The sequence below is a fragment of the Nostoc sp. ChiQUE01b genome (assembly GCF_034531255.1).
In the GTDB taxonomy this organism is placed as follows: domain Bacteria; phylum Cyanobacteriota; class Cyanobacteriia; order Cyanobacteriales; family Nostocaceae; genus Nostoc.
On sequence record NZ_JAVRBM010000121.1, the window covers coordinates 1 to 19,942 of the forward strand.

The 19,942-nt window shown below is 41.3% G+C and carries 15 protein-coding genes and 1 pseudogene; 12 read left to right on the forward strand and 4 right to left on the reverse strand.

Translation table 11 applies throughout. The features are described from left to right. Positions 1–62: 62 nt before the first annotated feature. Positions 63–497, reverse strand: a complete 435-nt coding sequence (locus RMY63_RS38330) for an NfeD family protein (protein ID WP_322733685.1) — start codon at positions 495–497, stop codon at positions 63–65. Positions 498–738: 241 nt separating this feature from the next. Between RMY63_RS38330 and RMY63_RS38335 the strand changes: the two genes are divergently transcribed. Then, positions 739–2,904 carry a protein phosphatase 2C domain-containing protein gene (locus RMY63_RS38335; RefSeq protein WP_322733686.1) on the forward strand — a complete coding sequence of 722 codons (2,166 nt, stop codon included), beginning with the start codon at positions 739–741 and terminating at the stop codon, positions 2,902–2,904. A gap of 667 nt (positions 2,905–3,571) precedes the next feature. Here RMY63_RS38335 and RMY63_RS38340 read toward each other — a convergent pair. Further along, positions 3,572–7,240: an EAL domain-containing protein gene (locus RMY63_RS38340; protein WP_322733698.1), complete on the reverse strand. Its 3,669-nt coding sequence runs from the start codon at positions 7,238–7,240 to the stop codon at positions 3,572–3,574. Between the two features lie 195 nt (positions 7,241–7,435). After that, positions 7,436–8,071 (reverse strand): dTMP kinase, encoded by a 636-nt coding sequence (gene tmk, locus RMY63_RS38345; protein WP_322733687.1) that lies wholly within the window; start codon positions 8,069–8,071, stop codon positions 7,436–7,438. 412 nt (positions 8,072–8,483) lie between these two features. Here tmk and RMY63_RS38350 point away from each other — a divergent pair, with 412 nt between their 5' ends. Continuing rightward, positions 8,484–8,912: a hypothetical protein gene (locus RMY63_RS38350; RefSeq protein ID WP_322733688.1), complete on the forward strand. Its 429-nt coding sequence runs from the start codon at positions 8,484–8,486 to the stop codon at positions 8,910–8,912. Between the two features lie 350 nt (positions 8,913–9,262). Beyond that, a pseudogene (locus RMY63_RS38355) lies at positions 9,263–9,526 on the forward strand (transposase); the annotation flags it as partial. A 33-nt stretch (positions 9,527–9,559) separates the two neighbouring features. Here RMY63_RS38355 and RMY63_RS38360 read toward each other — a convergent pair. Beyond that, positions 9,560–10,591 carry a LacI family DNA-binding transcriptional regulator gene (locus tag RMY63_RS38360; RefSeq protein ID WP_322733689.1) on the reverse strand — a complete coding sequence of 344 codons (1,032 nt, stop codon included), beginning with the start codon at positions 10,589–10,591 and terminating at the stop codon, positions 9,560–9,562. A 204-nt stretch (positions 10,592–10,795) separates the two neighbouring features. Between RMY63_RS38360 and RMY63_RS38365 the strand changes: the two genes are divergently transcribed. From RMY63_RS38365 to RMY63_RS38400, 9 genes are all read left to right on the forward strand, one after another. Next, the gene (locus tag RMY63_RS38365; RefSeq protein ID WP_322733690.1) at positions 10,796–11,281 is read left to right on the forward strand and encodes a gluconokinase; all 486 of its coding nucleotides are present in this window, start codon (positions 10,796–10,798) and stop codon (positions 11,279–11,281) included. Between the two features lie 137 nt (positions 11,282–11,418). Next, entirely contained in the window at positions 11,419–11,742 is a 324-nt protein-coding gene (locus RMY63_RS38370) for a DUF1815 family protein (RefSeq protein ID WP_322733691.1), read from the forward strand. Positions 11,743–12,122: 380 nt separating this feature from the next. Beyond that, complete coding sequence (locus RMY63_RS38375; protein ID WP_322733692.1) at positions 12,123–12,782, forward strand: inositol oxygenase family protein; 660 nt, start codon at positions 12,123–12,125, stop codon at positions 12,780–12,782. 774 nt (positions 12,783–13,556) lie between these two features. Further along, positions 13,557–14,558, forward strand: coding sequence for an ABC transporter substrate-binding protein (locus RMY63_RS38380; RefSeq protein WP_322733693.1), 1,002 nt, complete (start codon positions 13,557–13,559; stop codon positions 14,556–14,558). Positions 14,559–14,733: 175 nt separating this feature from the next. Continuing rightward, complete coding sequence (locus tag RMY63_RS38385) at positions 14,734–15,789, forward strand: ABC transporter substrate-binding protein (RefSeq protein WP_322733694.1); 1,056 nt, start codon at positions 14,734–14,736, stop codon at positions 15,787–15,789. Between the two features lie 592 nt (positions 15,790–16,381). Further along, positions 16,382–17,938: a sugar ABC transporter ATP-binding protein gene (locus RMY63_RS38390; protein ID WP_322733695.1), complete on the forward strand. Its 1,557-nt coding sequence runs from the start codon at positions 16,382–16,384 to the stop codon at positions 17,936–17,938. After that, the gene (locus RMY63_RS38395) at positions 17,935–18,933 is read left to right on the forward strand and encodes an ABC transporter permease subunit (RefSeq protein ID WP_322733696.1); all 999 of its coding nucleotides are present in this window, start codon (positions 17,935–17,937) and stop codon (positions 18,931–18,933) included. The genes RMY63_RS38390 and RMY63_RS38395 overlap by 4 nt, the downstream gene beginning before the upstream one ends. Before the next feature lie 406 nt (positions 18,934–19,339). Continuing rightward, complete coding sequence (locus RMY63_RS42035) at positions 19,340–19,609, forward strand: hypothetical protein (RefSeq protein WP_416212586.1); 270 nt, start codon at positions 19,340–19,342, stop codon at positions 19,607–19,609. Between the two features lie 22 nt (positions 19,610–19,631). After that, positions 19,632–19,892 (forward strand): Gfo/Idh/MocA family oxidoreductase, encoded by a 261-nt coding sequence (locus tag RMY63_RS38400; RefSeq protein WP_416212587.1) that lies wholly within the window; start codon positions 19,632–19,634, stop codon positions 19,890–19,892. Positions 19,893–19,942 lie beyond the last annotated feature (50 nt).

A 19,942-nucleotide genomic window follows, 5' to 3' on the forward strand; every position in this document is an offset into this window, starting at 1 on the left:
AACTCCTAACTCCTAACTCCTAACTCCTAACTCCTAACTCCTAACTCCTAACTCCCCATTAACTAAGAATTCAACAGATTTTCCGGCACAACAATCAAAGTAGTACCTTCCCTCCTAACCACATAAACTCTTTGATGGGGTGATATGGTAAATTTGTCGTCGTCACATCTTGCTTGCCAAGAATTTCCCTCATACCGCACCCGCCCTGTTTTTCCAGGCAGAATTTCTGTTAAGGTTTCAGCTATGACTGCATCCCGAATTTTTGATTTGCGTTGTCTTGGTTGCAAAAACCGACGAGAAAGCATGATTAGGGCTGTGGAAAGCAAGAGCCAAACCACAATTTGCAACCATACACTTCTCATACCCACTCCAGACAGCAGCGCCACCACAAAAGCGCTAATTCCCATCATGAAGCCGACAAACGCCGATGGTAAGAACAGTTCTGTTAAACACAAAACTGCTCCTGCCATCAGCCAGATTAAGGTAAAACTTGGCATAGCGCCATCCTAGTCTTTACATTATTGACGTAAATGCATTTCTACGATTAGATACAGCCAGACGTAAGTTATTTACAGAAAACAAAACTGGGTATTTCTACCAATAATTTTGCTTAATTTCAGTAACAAGGTGTAACTAGCAGTACACAAGTTCAGTTTATTCTAGCCTTCAATTCATTGCCAGCTAAAGTTAATCGAAGTTCATGTATAAAAAAGAATTCTGACTCCCGACTCCTGTTTTATGATTTCTACTCAATTGATAATTTTTTGTATAAATCCACGCTGTAATAGCCCCGTTAATCCGATGGGAGATAGCGTTTGTGCCAGTTGCCAAACTCCTTTAGTTCACCGCTATCTTTGGGCGACTGGCTCATTGTCTGCTCAAATCCCACCAGGCACAAAGGTAGCAGACAGGTATGAGGTGATTAAACAACAGATTTGGCTGGATACTCAACCGGGACTGCCGCCAGATGTACCTGAAGAATTGCCAACGGAAGTAATTCCTTATTTACAGTTATATCAAGAGCGGTTGCATCTGCCCCAAGCTTATGGGTTTGCTAGTAACCTTGAGGAAGATACAACTGATATTCTCTTATTGGAAAATGCGCCGATAGATAAGACAGGAAATATCTATCCAACTATTGTTGAGGCTTGGGAAGAAGCAACGGCAGTACGGCAAGTTTATTGGCTGTGGCAAATTCTCCAACTTTGGACACCTCTAGTAGAATTGGGACTTAGCCGCAGTTTACTAGTAGCAGAGAACTTGAGAGTCGAAGGTTGGTGTGTGCGACTGTTGGAACTCTACCAAACACCAGATGATGAAAAGCTGAGTTTACAAAATCTGGGGGAATGTTGGCAATTTTGGGTAGTTTCTGCAAAGGCATCAGTAGCCAAAGGGTTACAGAACATTGTCCAGCAGATGTGTGAAACTGAGATTGAGTTAGAGGCGATTAATATTCAACTCAATAATTTATTACTAGCAGCTGCCGCCGAATTGCCATTAGTCTTAAAGGTGGCAGGTTCTACAGATATTGGGCCAATGATGGCACAAAATGAAGATGCTTGCTATCCCAATACTTTGAGTGATTTAGATAAAAAACTTTACCCACAAGGGGATGGAGTTTTTGGGCATGGGGAAGAAGTTACCAATGCCCAATCACGCCAGTTGCTTCAACGGAGGGAACCTCCGCAACGCACTGGCTCCCCAATGCCCCAAGGGTTGGGGCGACTGCCCCTCTCAACCCACAAGGAAATGGAGTTTCCCGCCGCTTTCGATGAACCTTTATTGCGCTACTTGTCGATTGTTTGCGATGGTATTGGCGGACACGAAGGTGGTGAGGTTGCGAGTCAGTTGGCAGTGCAGTCTGTAAAGTTGCAAATTCGCGCTTTACTAACTGAGGTGACAGAACAAACTGTACTTTTTCCACCTGAGTTGTTGCAGGAACAATTAGAAGCAAGCTTACGGGTGGTAAATAATTTAATTTGTGCCCGCAATAACGAACAAAAACGCCAAGGCAAAGAACGCATGGCTACAACTATTGTTATGGCGTTGCAAGTTCCACAACGAATCCAGACAAGTACTGGGTGGCAATCAAATAATACCCATGAGCTTTACTTGGCTAATGTTGGCGATAGCCGTGCCTATTGGATTACTCGCAATTATTGTCAGCTACTGACAGTAGATGATGATGTGGCAACGCGAGAAGTACGCCTTGCTAAAAACTTGTATCGAAAGGCACTTTTCAGACCAGATGCTAGTGCCTTAACTCAAGCATTGGGGACAAGAGATTCAGAATCTTTGCGTCTCAAGCTTCAGCGATTTATTCTGGAAGAAGATGGCATCTTGCTACTGTGTTCTGATGGTTTAAGTGATAATAACTGGGTAGAACAATCTTGGCAGGATTATGCAATACCCGTGTTAACAGGGCAAATGACAGTTGAAGATGCTGTCCGCAACTGGATTAACTTGGCAAACGAAAAAAATGGGCGTGATAATACATCGGTTGTTCTCACTTATTGCCGTGTCTCTCCAGAATACTTAGTACCTGTGACTCCGGCGTTGCCAGAAGAGATTATACAAGCAGAAATACAGGAAGAAGAACAAGAGGAATTAGAAGAACTAGAACAACCAACTTCTTTTACAGAAAGTTCGCAAGCTTTGCTAGATTTGGATCTAGATTCGGATCTTTCAGAAGAACCACCTCTTAGCCCAGAAATTCCACCAACTTTAATTACAAAACCAAAGCGGGGTAAACGTTTGGTAATGCTGGGGGGAGTGTTGGCGTTGCTTGTGGGGGGTACAAGTCTGGGATTATTTGCTTGGTGGCAAATTAATCCTCAAGGATTACAGCAAATGTGTCGGCAACTTCCCCAAAAAGTGCAGTCAGTGTGTCCAACTGGGAAATAGGTTATACCGAAATGTTCTAATGTTGATGAGAAATATTTCCTTATTGATAAGGAATATTGTAATGTTGATCAGAAATATCACAACACTCCTTATGGATGTTGTAATGTTGATGAGAAATATCACAACATTCCTTATGAATGTCGTAATGTTGATGAGAAATATTTCAGTATTGATAAGGAATATTGTAATGTTGATGAGAAATATTACAACATTCCTTATGGATGTCGTAATGTTGATGAGGAATATTTCAGTATTGATAAGGAATATTGTAATGTTGATGAGAAATATTACAACATTCCTTATGGATGTCGTAATGTTCATGAGGAATATTGCAATGTTTGGGAGAAACATTGCAATCTCGACAAGAACTATTTGTACATTCAGAGTGATAGAAAAGAAAGTGGCGATCGCTAGTGAGTGAATATACAGCAGTTTTCTTTTGCATAAAGTACAAAGTTACGGGTTTGAGGCAGAAGGCAGGTGATCACTGAGCGTAGTCGAAGTGACCACCTCCCCCCCTGCCTAGTACAGCACGGCGTAAATAAGCAGACCATTGAAAAGCTCTTTAGAGCTTATTCCATAAAACTTTTGACTTTTGAACGCCAGTTGCTTCAAGTCGGCAGAGCCGCCCAACGCACTGGCTCCTTTTAACTTCCGCGCAGCGGTACTAGCCTAACGGGCAAGGTACTGCAATGCCATATCCCTGTGCGTAATCAATTCCTAGTGCCGTAATTCGCTCTAAAATCGCCTCATTCTCTACAAATTCAGCAATCGTCTGAATACCCATCACACTACTAATTCGCGTGATTGCGGTGACGATCGCATCATCCACAGGATTCTCGACAATGTTACGAATAAAGCTGCCGTCAATTTTGAGATAATCCACAGGTAGAGACTTGAGATAGGCAAACGACGACATCCCCGCCCCAAAATCGTCTAATGCAAAGCGACAGCCCATCTGTTGAAGTTTTTGAATGAACTGTCTGGCTTTGATCAGGTTGGCGATCGCCACAGTTTCGGTAATCTCAAAGCAAATGCGTTGGGGGGAGATGGGGTGTAGGGTAAACTGCTCGTACAAAAAGTCAATGAATTGATCGTCGTTGATGCTAGAACCAGAGAGGTTAATTGCATAGATGCTTTGTTGATTGCCACCGAGCCTTAGCCAATTTCTGAATAGAGTCCGAATCACCCAGCGATCGATCAGGTGCATCAAGTTGTAGCGTTCTGCTGCCGGAATAAACGCCATTGGCAGCACTAAATTTCCCTGCTCATCCCGCAGCCGCAGCAGCACTTCATAATGGTCGCCGTTTTGATCGCTCGGAGTAATAGCGGCAATCTTTTGAGCATAGAGACAAAACCAATCACTTTCCAAAGCTTGAGAAATGCGACTGACCCACTGCATCTGGCCGCGCTGTTGCAGTCGCTCCTGGTCGTCAGTCTCAGCAAGGTATACCCGATTGCGCCCCCGGTTCTTCGCGGTATAGCAAGCTGCATCAGCCGTGCCCATAATCTCTGCAAGGCTTTCACTATTCGTGTCGATACTAACCAAGCCGATACTTGCTCCAATTGAGAATACTTGCTTTTCCCAAACAAATCGGAACTGTTGAACACACGAAAGCAGCTCACTAGCAACTAGTAAAGCTTGCTCTGGCATACACTGATTGAGCAATACCCCGAATTCATCGCCCCCTAAGCGCGCTAGTGTGTCAGTTTTCCGAATCTTCTCCTGCAATAGGACAGTAATTTGACGCAGTAATTCGTCTCCAGCCAGATGACCACAGGTATCATTGACAATTTTGAAGTGATCGAGATCCAAATAGCACAACGCATGAACCTGGTAGTCTAACTTGGCAACGTGCAGTGCTTGTTCAACCCGCCGCTCAAACTCCTGGCGATTCACCAATCCGGTTAAGGCATCATGGCTTGCTTGCCAGGATAACTGAAGCGCCAGCTTGCGGTTCTGAGTCACGTCATGAAACACCATAACCGCACCAATAATTTGTCCTTCACGATTGCGAATGGGCGCAGCTGAATCTTCAATCGCAATCTCTTCAGCATTTCGAGCAGTTAAGATGGTATGGTTTGCTAAATCCACAATTTGATTTTCCTGTAACGCTCGCTCAATTGGGTTCTGAACTGGCTCGAGTGTCGTTTCATGCACAATTCTAAAGACTTCTACTAACGGCAACCCTTGTGCCGATGCTTGACTACATCCAAGCAGAGATTCTGCAACCGGATTGAGATATTGAATCCTGCCAAACGCATCTGTAGTAATAACTGCATCTCCGATCGATTGCAACGTCACCTGAGCTAATTCTTTTTCTTGAAAAAGTGTTTCTTCGATTTGCTTGAGAGCTGTGATATCGCGTCCCACCGCTTGAAATTCTATAAAGCATCCTTGCTCGTCAAACAGCATTCGGTTATGCCACTGAGTCCAACGCACCCCATCTGCCACAACTAGGCGATTCTCAATGATGACCACAGGATGATCGGCACTCATTGAAGCTATTAATTGAGCAACTCGCTCCCGGTCTGCCTCAAAGATAATCGGTTGATAGCGGCTACCGATCAGTTCCTCTGGCGATCGCTCAAAATAAAGTGCAAAAGCTTGGTTGACAAAGGTGATTGTGCCGTCTGGTAAATATCGGCCGATGAATTCAGTCTGATCTTCTACAATGGCACGGTAGCGAATCTCGCTTTGTTTGAGAGCAATTTCTGCTTGCTTACGTTCTGTAATGTCTAGAATAGCTCCATACAGTCTAATAGTCTTACCTTGAGTATCATAAGCTACCTCTGCTCTCGATTCCAGGTAGCGCAATGAGCCATCAGGTCGGACAATGCGATATTCAAGATTGAAAGGGTTGCCATTGGCGATCGCTTGTAGTAGATGCTTCTGCAACATTGATCGGTCTTCTGGGTGAAGCATCTGGAGAAATGCGGCCTGTGTCGGTACTGATTGAGTTGGATGTAGGCCAAAGATGCGGAAGGTTTCGGCTGACCAAATTTGTTTTTGAGACTCTAAGTACCATTCCCAACTGCCCAGATGGGCAATCTTTTGAGCAGTAGCTAGCAGCCTTTCACTGCGGCGGAGTTCTTCCTCGGCTTGTTTGCATTCGTTGAGTGCGGCTTGCCGTTCTGTAACATCTTGGAGAGTCCCATAGAGGCGAATTACTTTTCCATCCACGTTGAATTCTGCATGTCCAATCTCCTCAATATAAATAGTAGACCTGTAAGTTCGAGATGCGCGCAGAATGAGTTTGTAGGATTCTCCAGTTGACATTGCCCGCTCAATTGCTTGGGCTAATTTTCCTGCGTCTTCTGCCCAAAACAGTTGCAGATTTTCTTGGTAGTTCGGCTCAAGAAGTGCGGGATCTCGATTAAAAAGGTCAAACAGCTGCTTTGACCAGGTAATTTTGCCAGTGGCAAGTTCAAACTCCCAATTACCGAGACGAGCAACTCGCTGAGATTCTTTAAATAAGGCTTCACTCTTGCGTAGTGTTTCTTCAGCACACTTGAGGTTGGTGATATCCACTACCAGCCCATCCCAAACCATACGGCCATCCTGCAACTGGCATGGTGTGGAACGAAAATGAAACCATTTCAGCCCAGCGCTAGGCGTCTGGATTCGCACTTGTATATCAAACACCGAGAGATTCTGCCGAGATTCCTCGACTGCTGTCTGGAAAAGTGGTACATCCTCTGGGATCAACTGGCGATAGAGCAAACTTGAATCCTTCAGTGCATCTTCTGCCCTGACTTCCATCAGTTTTTCAATCCCCGCACTGATATAAGAAAAGCGATCGCTACCATCAAATTCGCGGATTACCTTATAAATTGCCCCATTGGGCAGATTATCGCCAATTCGCCGCAACATAGCTTCCCGCTCTTGTAGTGCAAGTTCTGCCTGTTTGCGTTCGCTAATTTCCCTCTCCAGTTTTCGATTGGCTGCCTCCAACTGTTCAGAACTGGGGAGAGCAAGTGCTTTTGGTATTAAAGGTATAAGTTTACAAGCTGTATACAGTGAAACTATGGCTGTAATAGCTTTAAGGCAACCACTCAACCAATAAGTTGGATACCAGAGCGTCCAAATCTCCATTAGGTGGGTAGTGCCACAAGTAACAATAAATGTTGCAAATAGTAAAAATATCCAGTTAAAGGGTAAATCTTGGCGCTTGCGGACAAAATAAAGTAGCGTGATGGGAATAGAATAATAAGCAAGGGCAATTAAACTGTCAGATAAAATATGGAACCCCACTAATTCCGGTTTCCAAAGATAGCAATGACCGTGAGAAATAAACTGTTTATAAGTAAAAAGGCTTTTCCCAAGTTCCAGCATCACGTTATTTCAAACACAAGTTGTTTGCTCTAAATCTTAGTTAGTTATACTACCAAAATTTATTCAGTATTAAGTAGCTTGTTGCCACAGACATCGCGGATACTTTATTTCTTCTTCAATATAATTGGGGCACCTGCTAACGGCAAAAGTTCCATCCTTACCAAGTAAGCTACAGAAAATTAATTGTATTGTTTATTACGAATCTAGGTGCAAGTGTACGCGTAAAATTCCTTGAATTACCTGTTGTACAGCTTCTTTACTCAAGCTGCCATCTACCCGCACAATTCGTGAGGGATAGGATGCTGCTAAATGTGCGTATCCTTGTTGAACGCGGCGATGAAAAGCGATTGTCTCTTGTTCAATGCGGTCTAGCCCTACTGAGTCTGAGAGTTTGCGGGACAGTCCGACTTCGACATCGACATCTAGCCAAATAGTTAGGTCACTTTCTAAACCACCAGTAGCAATATTATTAAGCTGATTGATTAAACTCATGTTCAGACCGCGACCATATCCTTGGTAGGCAATGGTAGAGTCAGTGTAGCGATCGCATAAAATATATTTCCCGGCTGCGAGATTTGGTTTGAGTTCTTGTTCAACGTGTTGCGATCGGTCAGCAGCATACAACAAAAGTTCTGTCACTTCTGCAACTGGTTTATCCTCTACCTTTTCTAGTAGCAAGCGGCGAAGATGTAAACCTAACTCTGTTCCCCCTGGTTCGCGAGTTACCACCACAGAAACACCTAGACTTTCCAACCACTCAGAACAAAGCTGCATTTGGCTGGTTTTGCCACAGCCTTCCACCCCTTCAAATACAATTAATTTTCCACCCATGCTTTTTTGTTCGCTGCTATAAACTGATTCGCTGAAGTTTCATCAGATCAAGAATAGCGTGAAGTCTAAAATCTGAAACTGCAATTGCGATCGCTGATTCTCCAGGTTATCACTGGCGGTATCGGTAGTACAAAGCACTTCGATGTTAAAGGTCAAAATTCATTCTGAATTCTGACGACTGACTCCTGAATTCTGTTTGATCAAATCGGATTGCTATATAATTTTCACAAATGATTTAGGACTGCTATAAATTGTTTTGAATTTTAGAGGATGTTTTAAAAGTAGGGGTGTATTGTAAGAAAGTTCACTTCTTCTTATGCTGAAATTTTTAGACATCAGCACCTGATGAGCGTTCGACCCTTGGAGAAAAAAGGTTTAAACATCTCGAATCTAAGCAAATTGTTAGAGCTATATGCAACAAGAAAAAATATTATCCACTAAGGTGTTTTACGATATCGCTGTGCGACAACTTGAAAGAGAACTAAGCCTAATCAATAACCGAATCTCCTGGATGCTTACATTTCAAGGCTTTCTTTTTGCCACAATTGCTCTAGTTGCCAATAAGAATACGGAGCAGGCGATACGTATAGTGTTTAGAAATGTGATACCGACTATCGGAATTGTTGTAGCGTTTTTAGCTTTAATTGGAGTTCATGCTGCTCATCTATCGATTAAAAGTATCAAAACAAGATGGAAGCAGAATTTGGACTATTTGGAGTATTCGCAAGCTTTTGGCACTTCTACATCAAGTATTTTGGGAAGAGTTCCAAGCTATGGGATTCCTATCTCGATTATTATCGCTTGGTTCCTTTTCTTCATCGGATTAATCAACGCAGGCTAACCTTTCGCTACACCGTCACGTTTCCATCCCCTTACGAGGAAGTGAGTTTGTAAAGAGTTAACTTCTGGAAGCCTTACAGAGAAAGAGTTTAAGATCCCCAAATCGACACCACTTTTTCGAATGTCAATAATTCCCAATCAATTCTCAATAATTAGTGTCTTTCACAGCTTGGAAACGTTGCTGTGTAAGCAATCGACAAGGAAAGAATGTCAGCTATATTATTTATTTTCCGGGAGCTTGTAAGAGGATGTTTTAAAAGTAGGGGGGTATTGTAAGAAAGCTCACAAGGCGTATGCTGAAATTTGTAGAAACCAGCACCCTGTGAGCGAATGACTAAAGCATACCGTAGTATCATTTGGATGGACGGAGGATACCGAGGCGAAGAATTTATGCATTGGGTGATGGATATGTTTCGGTGGATTGTAGAAATTGTTCTTCGACCATTGGAGAAAAAAGGTTTTGTCCATTTACCAAAGCGTTGGGTTGTCGAAAGAACTTTTGGATGGCTCAATTGGTGTCGCCGTTTAAGTAAAGATTATGAAAGGCTACCCAAAACTTCGGAGACTTTTATATATATAGCGATGATTCGTATCATGGTCAGACGACTGGCATGATTTTTGACTCAATTTGACTTTTAAAACATCCTCTTAAATTGTTAACAATGGTGCACTACTACCGCGTTGTACTAGAAAAGGAGATAAAACGCGGTTTTCCACAGTTTTTTCTTCTAATAAATCGAGTAACATTTGCATGGCTATGCCACCAATTTCTAACATTGGCTGGCTGACTGTGGTCAGTGCAGGCGTAACGTAACAACCCAGAGCAATACCATCAAATCCGACCAGGCTTAGATTTCGCGGTACTAAAATACCTAATTCTTGGCAAGCTAACAAAGCGCCAATTGCTACCATATCGTTGTAACAAAAGATGCCTGTTACTTCCGCAGTCAAGAGTTTAGATAGCATATTTTGCCCAGTGCTAACATCGCTGGTTCTGGTATGATATTCATCACTAATTGAAACCCAATCAGTATTTTGGGGAATCCCAGCTTCCGCAAGGGCCATTTGATATCCTTCTAGGCGCTGCTGGTTCGACCTGCTGCGATCGCCTACACCCAAATAACCAATAGCAGTATGTCCTAAACTAATTAGATGCTCTGTGGCTAATTTAGCACCTAAGCGATCGTCTATTGCTACTGAGTGAAATATTTCGGATTGATCTTCGGTCTGGCTATTAATCAAAACTGTTGGCACAGCAATTTGTGTGAGTTGTTTAGTATGCTGTTTACTAATTCGTGAGTCGGCTACTAAGATCCCGTCCACTCTCCGGCGATGAAAAGTATCAATAGCTGCCATTTCCTGCTCAAAATCTCGGTGTGAAGCACTCAATAAAACACTCAAACCTGCTGGTCTGGCTATCTTCTCGATACCCTCTACTACCTCCGCAAAAAAGGGATCTGAAATTGAAGTTACTACTACACCAATGGTATTAGTACGTTTGTTTTGCAAGCTTTGAGCAATAGCATTCGGCACATAACTCATCTCCTGTGCCAGTCGTTTAATTTCTTCTCGCACTTTCGGGCTAATGAGAGCGTTATCTCGCAAAGCACGTGAAACTGTAGAATGAGAAACGCCTGCTTTGCGGGCAATATCTTCAATTGAAATTCTTCGTTTATTCATTATTTTATCTGAGCTTTTAAATATTGCACACGTGTGCAACAGTATGTATTATAGAAAATAATCGTTATTTGTCAAGAGATTTTAATACAACTCGCATTTTGCATGGAAAGGAGTTAAAAGTCCTGACTTTTACCTCCGTCCATGATTACAATTACAAGTTACGAATTACAAATTCCGAATTAGTTGAACTTTTATTAGGAAAAAATGATTATCCTCGTAATGGGTGTGTCTGGTTCTGGGAAAACCACCATCGGAAAACTGCTAGCAGACTCCTTAGAATGGGAATTTAGCGATGCCGATGCTTTCCACTCGCCAGAGAACGTTGAGAAAATGCGGCGCGGTATCTCTCTGACTGAAGATGACAGAATGCCTTGGTTACAAGATTTGCAAACAGCCATCAAGAATTGGCTACAAGAAAATAAAAATGTGGTGCTGGCGTGTTCGGCTTTAAAAGATAGCTATCGACAATTTTTATTATTAGATAGTGATCGTACCAAACTAGTTTACCTCAAAGGGTCTTATGAGTTGATTCAAATGCGCTTACAAGAGCGTAGCAATCATTACATGAGCAAAAAACTGCTCGATAGCCAGTTTTATACACTTGAAGAACCAGTAGATGCTCTATGTATGGATATTGCACAGCCACCCCAGATAATTGTCCAAAACATTAGAGCGGCTTTGAAAATTTAGCTGATTGGCGATACCCGTAATATTAAGATTAATCACGTATTTAGGAAAACACGAACTTTCGGCAACTAAATCACATCAGATGTAAGTCTAAAGAAATATCAAAGCAAGCAGATAACTGTAATGGTAGGAGAAAACTAGTGTTTCTAAGATTAGCGCAACAGCATCAGCAATTCATCCAAGACTTGGTAATGAACCTGCAAGCCTTGACAATTATACTTGAGCGGCGTGGCTATACTGCGTCTTGTTATACATGCGGTGAGCAAATGAAGAGTGCTTCATTTATGGTTAGCCTGAAAGAAAAGCACCTGATTCGGTTTTTAGTGTCTGATTACGGAATTACTTGGATGGAATTGTGGGACGATCGCGAATTAATGAAGTTGGAAGGTGCAGAAGCGATAAACCAGCTACAAGAGTTGGCTAATCTTGTTAAGTATTCCCCGACTGTACAATTGATAAATTGATACTAAGCTGTTGAGTCAAACAGCAAAAATTATAATTATAGGTTTTGCACACATGTGCAAAATAAAAGATTAGCTTATATTTAGTAAATTCATGCAAGGGATGTGCAAAAAATAAAAGCACCATTTTTATTCTAAACCAAACAGGGATTAAGCCGAAATAAAGGCGCTTAACGGAAATAAGGGCTTAAAACCCTTGATTTTTCACTATCTACAACAGCCTTGCGTACAATAAAGTAGCAAATGGCGAAATGAAACTTAACACACATTTTTGCACACGTGTGCAAAAATGTGTGTTAAATCCAATAGAGGTTTTGTACACCTGTGCATAATAGAGGGTGAAAGTACCATTTAACAAATACAATATCAACAAGTAGGAAGATATGTCTCAAACTCTAAATAATGCCATTCTTCGGGTTCAAAACAATCCCTTAGATTCGCTAGAAGAATGGGAAGAAGACTTACTGAATCGCTATCCCGATCCAGATAGCATAGTTAAAGAAGGTAAAACCACTGAAGAGTACAGGAATTACGAAACGACTATTAGATATACGGTGAAAGAGTTTTATCGGTTAAATCATATTAATCAAACATATAATTTTGTACTTCAAAAAGAAAAAGAATTTTTGAAGTTTAATAAAAAAGAAATGTCTGTTTGGGATGCGGTCGAGTTTTTGAATCAATTGGTCGATGATTCCGATCCTGATACAGATATGGATCAGTTACAGCATCTATTGCAAACATCAGAAGCTATTCGCGCTGATGGTCATCCTGATGATGAGTATTTTTATCAGATGATGAAAAACTATTTGCCCGAACCTGCATTATATATACTTCGCTATCACTCATTTTATCCTCAACATCGTGAAAATGCGTATGAGCATTTGATGGATAAACATGATAAAGAAATGTTTAAATGGGTACGTTTATTCAATCCCTACGATTTGTATTCAAAAAACCCTATTCCTCTTGATTGGCAGAAATTAAAACCATACTATGAAGATTTGGTGGTTAAACATTTACCCGCAACATTAAAGTTTTAAATTGCTTGAAGAACAATTCAGAATCTTCTATTTCTGAGAGGATAAAGTAAGAATAAGATATTAGTATACAAACTTTCTTTATCTCTAATCAGGCTTAAAAATATTATCTTGTTTACTCCTGTATTGCCTTCAAGTGATAGAGGAAGAATAACAAATAAATACGCTTGGCAAGCTGATTAGAGTTCATTTAAGAAATCTAACCAAAGGATGTTTACATTTTTCAAAATTTAGCACTCACAATCAAAAATTTCTCTACTATAATAGTATCTTTTCTGAGAGATATTGATTGAGAAATATTAACGTTGACCCTAATATTGAATAGGCTAATTTATGCGAATGCTTTGAAAAGAAGACTTTGGGTTCTATTGCAAGATTTGAAATCTTTTCCATTTGTAAAGTTCGATAAACAAAATTAATTTTTGCATGGGAGCGAGATAAAATAAAAAAATCAAACCAAATAAAGATTGACAATTTTAATAAAAATAATTTTTGGAAGTTTCACTTAAAAGCTATTTTCAGACTATACACTACAAAATAATTTCACTAAAAAAATGTGATTATTTGAAGTAGTGAAATATTTATGATTCTGCTTTAAAAATAAACCATTTTATTTCGTGAAACTAATAGAAATAACTCCAATTACGTCAAATTACAAGAGTTTTGGAGTTTAAGTTCAAAAAGCTAGTGGTATCACTAGGTTAGGTCTAAAATTTTCAGATATAGTTTACATTGTGATGACCTTTATCAAATTTAAATCCGTTGTTATAAATAAATATGAAGAGAATTTTACTGATAGTTGGCATATTAGGTTTTGTGGTTGTTGGTTGTACAGATAGCGTTCAAAATGACTACACTGCTACTAATACTACTAACAAAGCTACTAATATAAGTGCAGAGAGTCTTAGTACTTCAAATAAAAAATTGCAAACAATTGGCGTAGCTTTGGGTGACTTAGGCAATCCTTTCTATAATGCTGTGCAGAAGGGGACTGAAACAGAAGCTCAAAAAATCGGAGGTAATATCAAAGTTAATGCAGTTTCTAGTGCCTTTGATCTGAACCAACAAACCAACCAAATCGAAAATTTTACGGCTGCAAATACCGATCTAATTATCCTCAGCGCTGTTGATAAAAAAGGAGTTAAACCAGTTATTGATCAAGCAAGACTTGCAGGTAAAGTTGTTATTGCATTAGATTCAGCCGTTGATGCAGATGTGGATGCGATGATTAGTTCCAACAATACCCAAGCTGGTGAGATTGCTTGCCAATATATTGCCGATCGCCTCAAAGGTCAAGGTAGTGTAGTCATCCTCAATGGTACTCCGATGGACTCAATCAATCAGCGAGTGAGTGGTTGTGAGAAATCATTGTCTAAATATCCTCATATCAAACTCATCTCTAAAGAGCAAAATGCTGAAGGGACAAGGGATGGAGGACTGAGAGTCATGGGTGATTTGTTGACAACCTTTCCCAAAATTGATGCCATTTTTGCTACGAACGATCAAAGCGGTGTTGGTGCAGATTTAGCAGCTAGACAAGCAAGACGCAATGAATTTTTTATTGTTGGGGTTGATGGATCGCCAGATGCAACCAAAGCAATGGAAGACAAAAATGGTGTATTTGCTGCAACTGCTGCTCAAAATCCCGCAGAGATGGCTCAAAAAGCGGTTCAGATTGGCAACGATATCATCCAAGGTAAAAAACCTGAGTCATCTGAGATTCTAATTCCAGTCAAGTTGGTTACTAAAGAGAACCTTAGCAGCTACAAAGGCTGGTAATTTGTAATTGTCCTTTGTCATTTGTCCTTAGAAACACAAATGACTAATGACTAATGACGGTCTATACAGAGTTTGTGCAATATATAGGCGCATTAGCTTACAATACTTTATTCTATTTTTTGAACAATACATCGTTTCTAAATTTGTGTAAATAAGGATGACTTTTAGGAGATATATGAATGTGAAAAAGATTGTGTTTACCTCTGGTGTTACACGAAGCGTAATCGCAGTTAGCATACTAGGTATCATCAGTAGTAACCTTGTCGGCTGTACAAATGGTTCTTCTGATAGCAACACTGCTACTAACACTGATATTAAACCTGCTACCAATACTAGTGCAGAAATTAAAACCGCCACTGGGAATAGAAAGTTGCGATCGGTTGCCTTCACCGTTGGCGATCTAAGTAACCCTTTCTTCGTTGTTATGGGCCAAGCAGTTGAGGCAGAAGCGAAGAGAATTGGTGGAAAAGATGTCAACGTTATTATAGCTTCCAGTGCTTATGACCTTAACCAACAAGCCAATCAAATTGAAAATTTTACGGCTGCAAATACTGATATCATTGTTTTGAATGCTGCTGATAAAAGTGGAATTAAGCCGATAGTTGAAAAAGCAAAACAAGCAGGTAGAATTGTCATTGCTGTAGACACAGGTGCTGAGGGAGGTGTGGATGCCACCATCACTACTAATAATATCCAAGCTGGAGAAGTTAGTTGCAAATATATTGCTGACCGCCTCAAAGGGAAAGGCAATGTAGTAATAGTTAATGGCCCGCCAGTGGACTCGGTGATTCAGCGAGTTAGTGGCTGCGAGAGTGTATTGTCTAAATATCCCGCTATCAAAATCCTCTCTAAAAACCAGAATGCAGACGGTAGTCGGGATGGAGGACTCAGAGTTATGACTGATTTGCTCACAACCTTTCCAAAAATTGATGCGGTTTTTGCCATCAACGATCCAAGTGGAGTAGGTGCAGAACTCGCAGCTAACCAAGCACAACGTAAAGATTTCTTTATTGTCGGGGTTGATGGTGCGCCAGAAGCAATCACTGCGATCGCAGCTAAAGATGGTTTATATGCAGCAACTGCTACTCAAAATCCGCGAGGAATGGCCGAAAAAGCAGTTCAAGTTGGCAACGACATTTTAAATGGCAAAAAACCTAGCAATTCCACCATTTTGATTCCAGTTAAGTTGATCACAAAAGATAATGTCAGCACAGAAAAAGGCTGGAAGTAATAAAAATTGTGAATTTGCAAGTGAAAATTATGTCAAAAGACATAATTCCTTTGGTGCATTTGTAAAGTTTTTGCACATACCTAAAATGTCCAGCAGTTTTCACTTAAATTAATACCAAACCTCATTTATATTCCTGTCTTTTATTTAATAGAAAGATGGGTTTAGAAAAAGGTTAAAACTCTGCTGCACCCAATTAATAACCGCTATATATGTGCATCAGGGGAAAGTCTGAGTGTCTATTTATAGCACTCAAATTTTCCCAACCAACTCTATTAAGTAACGTTAACAACCAAGTATGAAAATATCTCTTCTCCATTCCCTCTTTTCAAACTAGTAGTCAGCTTTTAAAACATGATTTTGCGAGCAATCAAATATGAGTTTATTAGTTTCTAATTTACAATCGCCAATTTTAAATATAGGACTCATATTTGATTGCGTGAAAAAAACTCAGTACACCTTTATTCCTTCTTCCCAGTCCCCATTACCCCTTATCCCCTTCAGGGGCCCCACCTTCCCCAGTCCCCAGTCCCCAGTCTCTAGGAGTAATTCACCGAATCAAATCGGATTGCTATAGTTTTTACAGGTTTTGCTCATGACAACAAATATTGAAACCTCACTTTCTGATACACCAAATAGCACCCCAGTGTTAGAAATGCAAGGGATTACAAAACGATTTCATGGTGTATCTGCGCTCCAAAATGTTAATCTGACGATTTATCCGGGAGAAGTTCACGCCCTGATGGGTGAAAACGGAGCAGGCAAAAGCACATTGATGAAAATCCTGGCTGGGGCTTACATTGCCGATGAAGGAGAAATTCGGATCAATGGTCAACCCTTGAAAATTACCGATCCGGCGACAGCACGCAAAGCGGGTATTAATCTTATTTATCAAGAACTGAATGTTGCACCGAATTTAACCGTTACCGAAAATATGTTTATGGGTAGCGAGTTGCGGCGAGGTCAGTTTTTAGACCGCAAAGCGATGCAACTGGAAGCAGAAGAAGTGCTGGAAAGCCTTGGAGCCAATTTTACCGCGCAGACTATAGTTGGTACTTTATCGATCGCGGAACAGCAGCAAGTAGAAATTGCCAGAGCGTTAAAGGATAAAAGCCGCGTTTTGGTGATGGATGAACCAACAGCAGCATTGTCTGACCGCGAGAGCGACCATTTATTTGAGGTAATTCGCAAACTGCGGCGTGATGGCATTGCGATTATTTACATCAGCCATCGCATGGAAGAAATCTATGCTCTAGCTGACCGGATTAGCGTGTTGCGCGATGGTCAATATATTGGCAGTCTCACACGCAGTGAAATTTCTCCCCAGCGATTGGTGCAGATGATGGTCGGTCGCTCCATGCAAGACTTTTACGAACATCAACGGCAAATGAATCCTGGCCCCGTCGTGCTGTCAGTCAGAAATATGAGCGACGCCCGCAAGAAGATTGAGCCAGCTAGTTTTGAACTTCATGCTGGAGAAATTCTCGGTTTAGCGGGGTTGGTTGGTGCTGGACGCACAGAACTATCCCGGCTGATTTTTGGTGCTGACCGTAAGGCCAGTGGTGAAGTATTTTTGAATGGCAAAAAACTGGAAATTAATACCCCCAGCGATGCCATCGCTGCCGGAATTGGCTATGTTCCAGAAGACCGGAAAGACCAAGGTTTATTTCTGGAGATGAGTTCCCGCAAGAATATTGCCATCAACACACTCAAGCAGGATGCAAAGGCTGGAATTGTTAACTGGGGTTCAGTGAATCGGCTGTCAACAGAGGCGGTGGAAAACTTTAATATCCGCCTAGCCAATTTGGAAATTAGAGCATTGGATCTTTCTGGTGGTAATCAGCAGAAACTACTGCTAGCACGTTGGTTAGCCATTAAGCCCAGAGTACTGATGTTAGATGAGCCGACACGCGGCGTAGATATCGGTGCTAAAAGCGAAATTTACCGAATTATGAGCGAATTAGCAGCGCAAGGTGTTGCTATTTTAATGGTTTCCAGCGAACTAGCGGAGATTGTCGGCATGAGCGATCGCGTTTTAGTGATGCGAGAAGGACAGCTGGTAGGCGAACTGGATGGCAGTCTTGGCAAAGAAATCACCCAAGAAAAGATTATGCACTATGCAACTGGAGCATCGGAGGTATTAGCATCATGAGTCAGACAGTCAGACCGCCTGCCAATAAATCAGCCAACAATCCCGTATCCCGCAACCAGAAATCAATCAGCACTCTGTTGGAAGTTGCGGGTATTCTACCAATCCTAGTAATTATCTGCATCTTATTTGCATTCCTTTCTCCCAACTTCCTCACCGGCGGTAACATCGTTAATATCTTGCGTCAGTCATCAATCAATATTGTGCTGGCGACAGGAATGACCTTTGTAATTCTCACTGGAGGTATTGACCTTTCCGTTGGGTCAATCTTAGCTGTTTCTGCCGTAGTTGCCCTGCTAGTATCGCTACTACCGGCTTTAAGTTGGGCGGCTGTACCTGCTGCGTTGCTGGCAGGATTACTTTTAGGCTTACTCAACGGCGCTCTCATTACCTTCTTGGATGTACCACCTTTTATTGTCACCTTGGGTTCACTAACTGCCTTGCGGGGTGTTGCCTTTTTAGTTGCCAAGGGGACAACACTGATTAACCCTGACATAAATTTTGCTTGGGTGGGTAATACATATCTTGGCCCCCTTCCTTGGCTAGTAATAATTGCGCTACTGACTGTGATAGCTAGCTGGTTTGTATTGCGGCAAACTGTTTTGGGAGTGCAGATATATGCCGTTGGTGGTAACGAGCGGGCAGCCAGATTAACTGGGATTAAAGTTAATCGTGTGTTGCTATTTGTCTATGGCATTAGTGGATTACTGGCAGGTTTAGCAGGAATCATGAGCGCCAGCCGTCTTTATAGTGCCAGTGGCGTATTAGGTCAGGGTTATGAATTAGATGCGATCGCAGCTGTTATTCTAGGTGGAACCAGCTTTACAGGTGGTATTGGCACCATTGGCGGCACCCTTCTAGGTGCATTGATTATTGCTATTCTCAACAACGGTTTAACTCTGTTGAACCTATCTTACTTCTGGCAATTAGTCGTCAAAGGACTAGTAATTATTTTGGCAGTAACGATCGATCGGTTACGCAGACGTTCTAGACGGTAATGTATTTGGGCATTGGGCATGGGGCATGGGGCATTGAGAATAGGGGATGAGTTTTTAATAACTCGTGAATGAGTCTTTGAACTCCATTAATGAGTCTTTGGTTTCTACTCTCCTGCCCCCCAATTCCCAATTCCCAATATATAAACTATGTCTTCCACTACTGTTCGTCGTAAAGCCAACACATTCTAGTACTGCTGTGCGTAATTCATAATTCGTATCTCTGTATCCTCTGCACCTGTGTGGTTGCATGGTTAAAGGAGTTTGTAGTAAGCAATTTAGTGCTTAGATTATGCTAAAGCCACCTACTACGAAATTATCAAAATTAATTTGGTGGAGTACTAGATGGAACATTCACAACTGATGACGACAACGTAATTGAACAAAATGATTTTAAAACAGTTAAAAAATTGTTCAAGCAGGTTTACTAAGTGATATTGTTGAAGCAGAATTTCAATTTCAAAAATATAAACCAATCCTCAGCCATAAACAACATGTAGAAGTCCCCAGTCTTGGTGCAGGTACATTAAACAATTTAGGGCTGCACTTGATAGACCAAGCTTTGCGTTTATTTGGGATGCCTGATGCTATTTTTGCAGACATCCGCATAACTCAATACGCTTGGGTTAAAGCTAAAACTCTTTGTCAAAGTCAGTTTTTTAACGAACCACTTAACTGAACTGTATTGCCGCATAACTAGGCTGCGATCGCAGGTAGATGATTATTTTAAGTTGATACTATACTACAACAAACTGCGCGTCAAATTAAAAGCAAGTTTCCTTGTGCGTGAGCCTGCACCTTCCTATATCATACATGGCACTCATGGTTCTTTTCTCAAAAGCAGAGCCGATAAACAAGAAGAGTATTTGGTAGCGGGGATAAAGCCCAACACACTTGATTGGTATACAGAGCCGGAAAGTGAATATGGCTTGCTGCATACAGAAAAAGACACAAAAGTATAGCAACGGACAAGGCGATTAGGACGCTGTGCGAAGCACATCTTCCATAGCAT

Excerpts from the sequence above, each read along its gene's own strand:
- RMY63_RS38330 (WP_322733685.1), bottom strand. The coding sequence starts at position 497 with ATGCCAAGTTTTACCTTAATCTGGCTGATGGCAGGAGCAGTTTTGTGT.
- RMY63_RS38335 (WP_322733686.1), top strand. The coding sequence starts at position 739 with ATGATTTCTACTCAATTGATAATTTTTTGTATAAATCCACGCTGTAAT.
- RMY63_RS38340 (WP_322733698.1), bottom strand. The coding sequence starts at position 7,240 with ATGCTGGAACTTGGGAAAAGCCTTTTTACTTATAAACAGTTTATTTCT.
- tmk (WP_322733687.1), bottom strand. The coding sequence starts at position 8,071 with ATGGGTGGAAAATTAATTGTATTTGAAGGGGTGGAAGGCTGTGGCAAA.
- RMY63_RS38350 (WP_322733688.1), top strand. The coding sequence starts at position 8,484 with ATGCAACAAGAAAAAATATTATCCACTAAGGTGTTTTACGATATCGCT.
- RMY63_RS38360 (WP_322733689.1), bottom strand. The coding sequence starts at position 10,591 with ATGAATAAACGAAGAATTTCAATTGAAGATATTGCCCGCAAAGCAGGC.
- RMY63_RS38365 (WP_322733690.1), top strand. The coding sequence starts at position 10,796 with ATGATTATCCTCGTAATGGGTGTGTCTGGTTCTGGGAAAACCACCATC.
- RMY63_RS38375 (WP_322733692.1), top strand. The coding sequence starts at position 12,123 with ATGTCTCAAACTCTAAATAATGCCATTCTTCGGGTTCAAAACAATCCC.
- RMY63_RS38380 (WP_322733693.1), top strand. The coding sequence starts at position 13,557 with ATGAAGAGAATTTTACTGATAGTTGGCATATTAGGTTTTGTGGTTGTT.
- RMY63_RS38385 (WP_322733694.1), top strand. The coding sequence starts at position 14,734 with ATGAATGTGAAAAAGATTGTGTTTACCTCTGGTGTTACACGAAGCGTA.
- RMY63_RS38390 (WP_322733695.1), top strand. The coding sequence starts at position 16,382 with ATGACAACAAATATTGAAACCTCACTTTCTGATACACCAAATAGCACC.
- RMY63_RS38395 (WP_322733696.1), top strand. The coding sequence starts at position 17,935 with ATGAGTCAGACAGTCAGACCGCCTGCCAATAAATCAGCCAACAATCCC.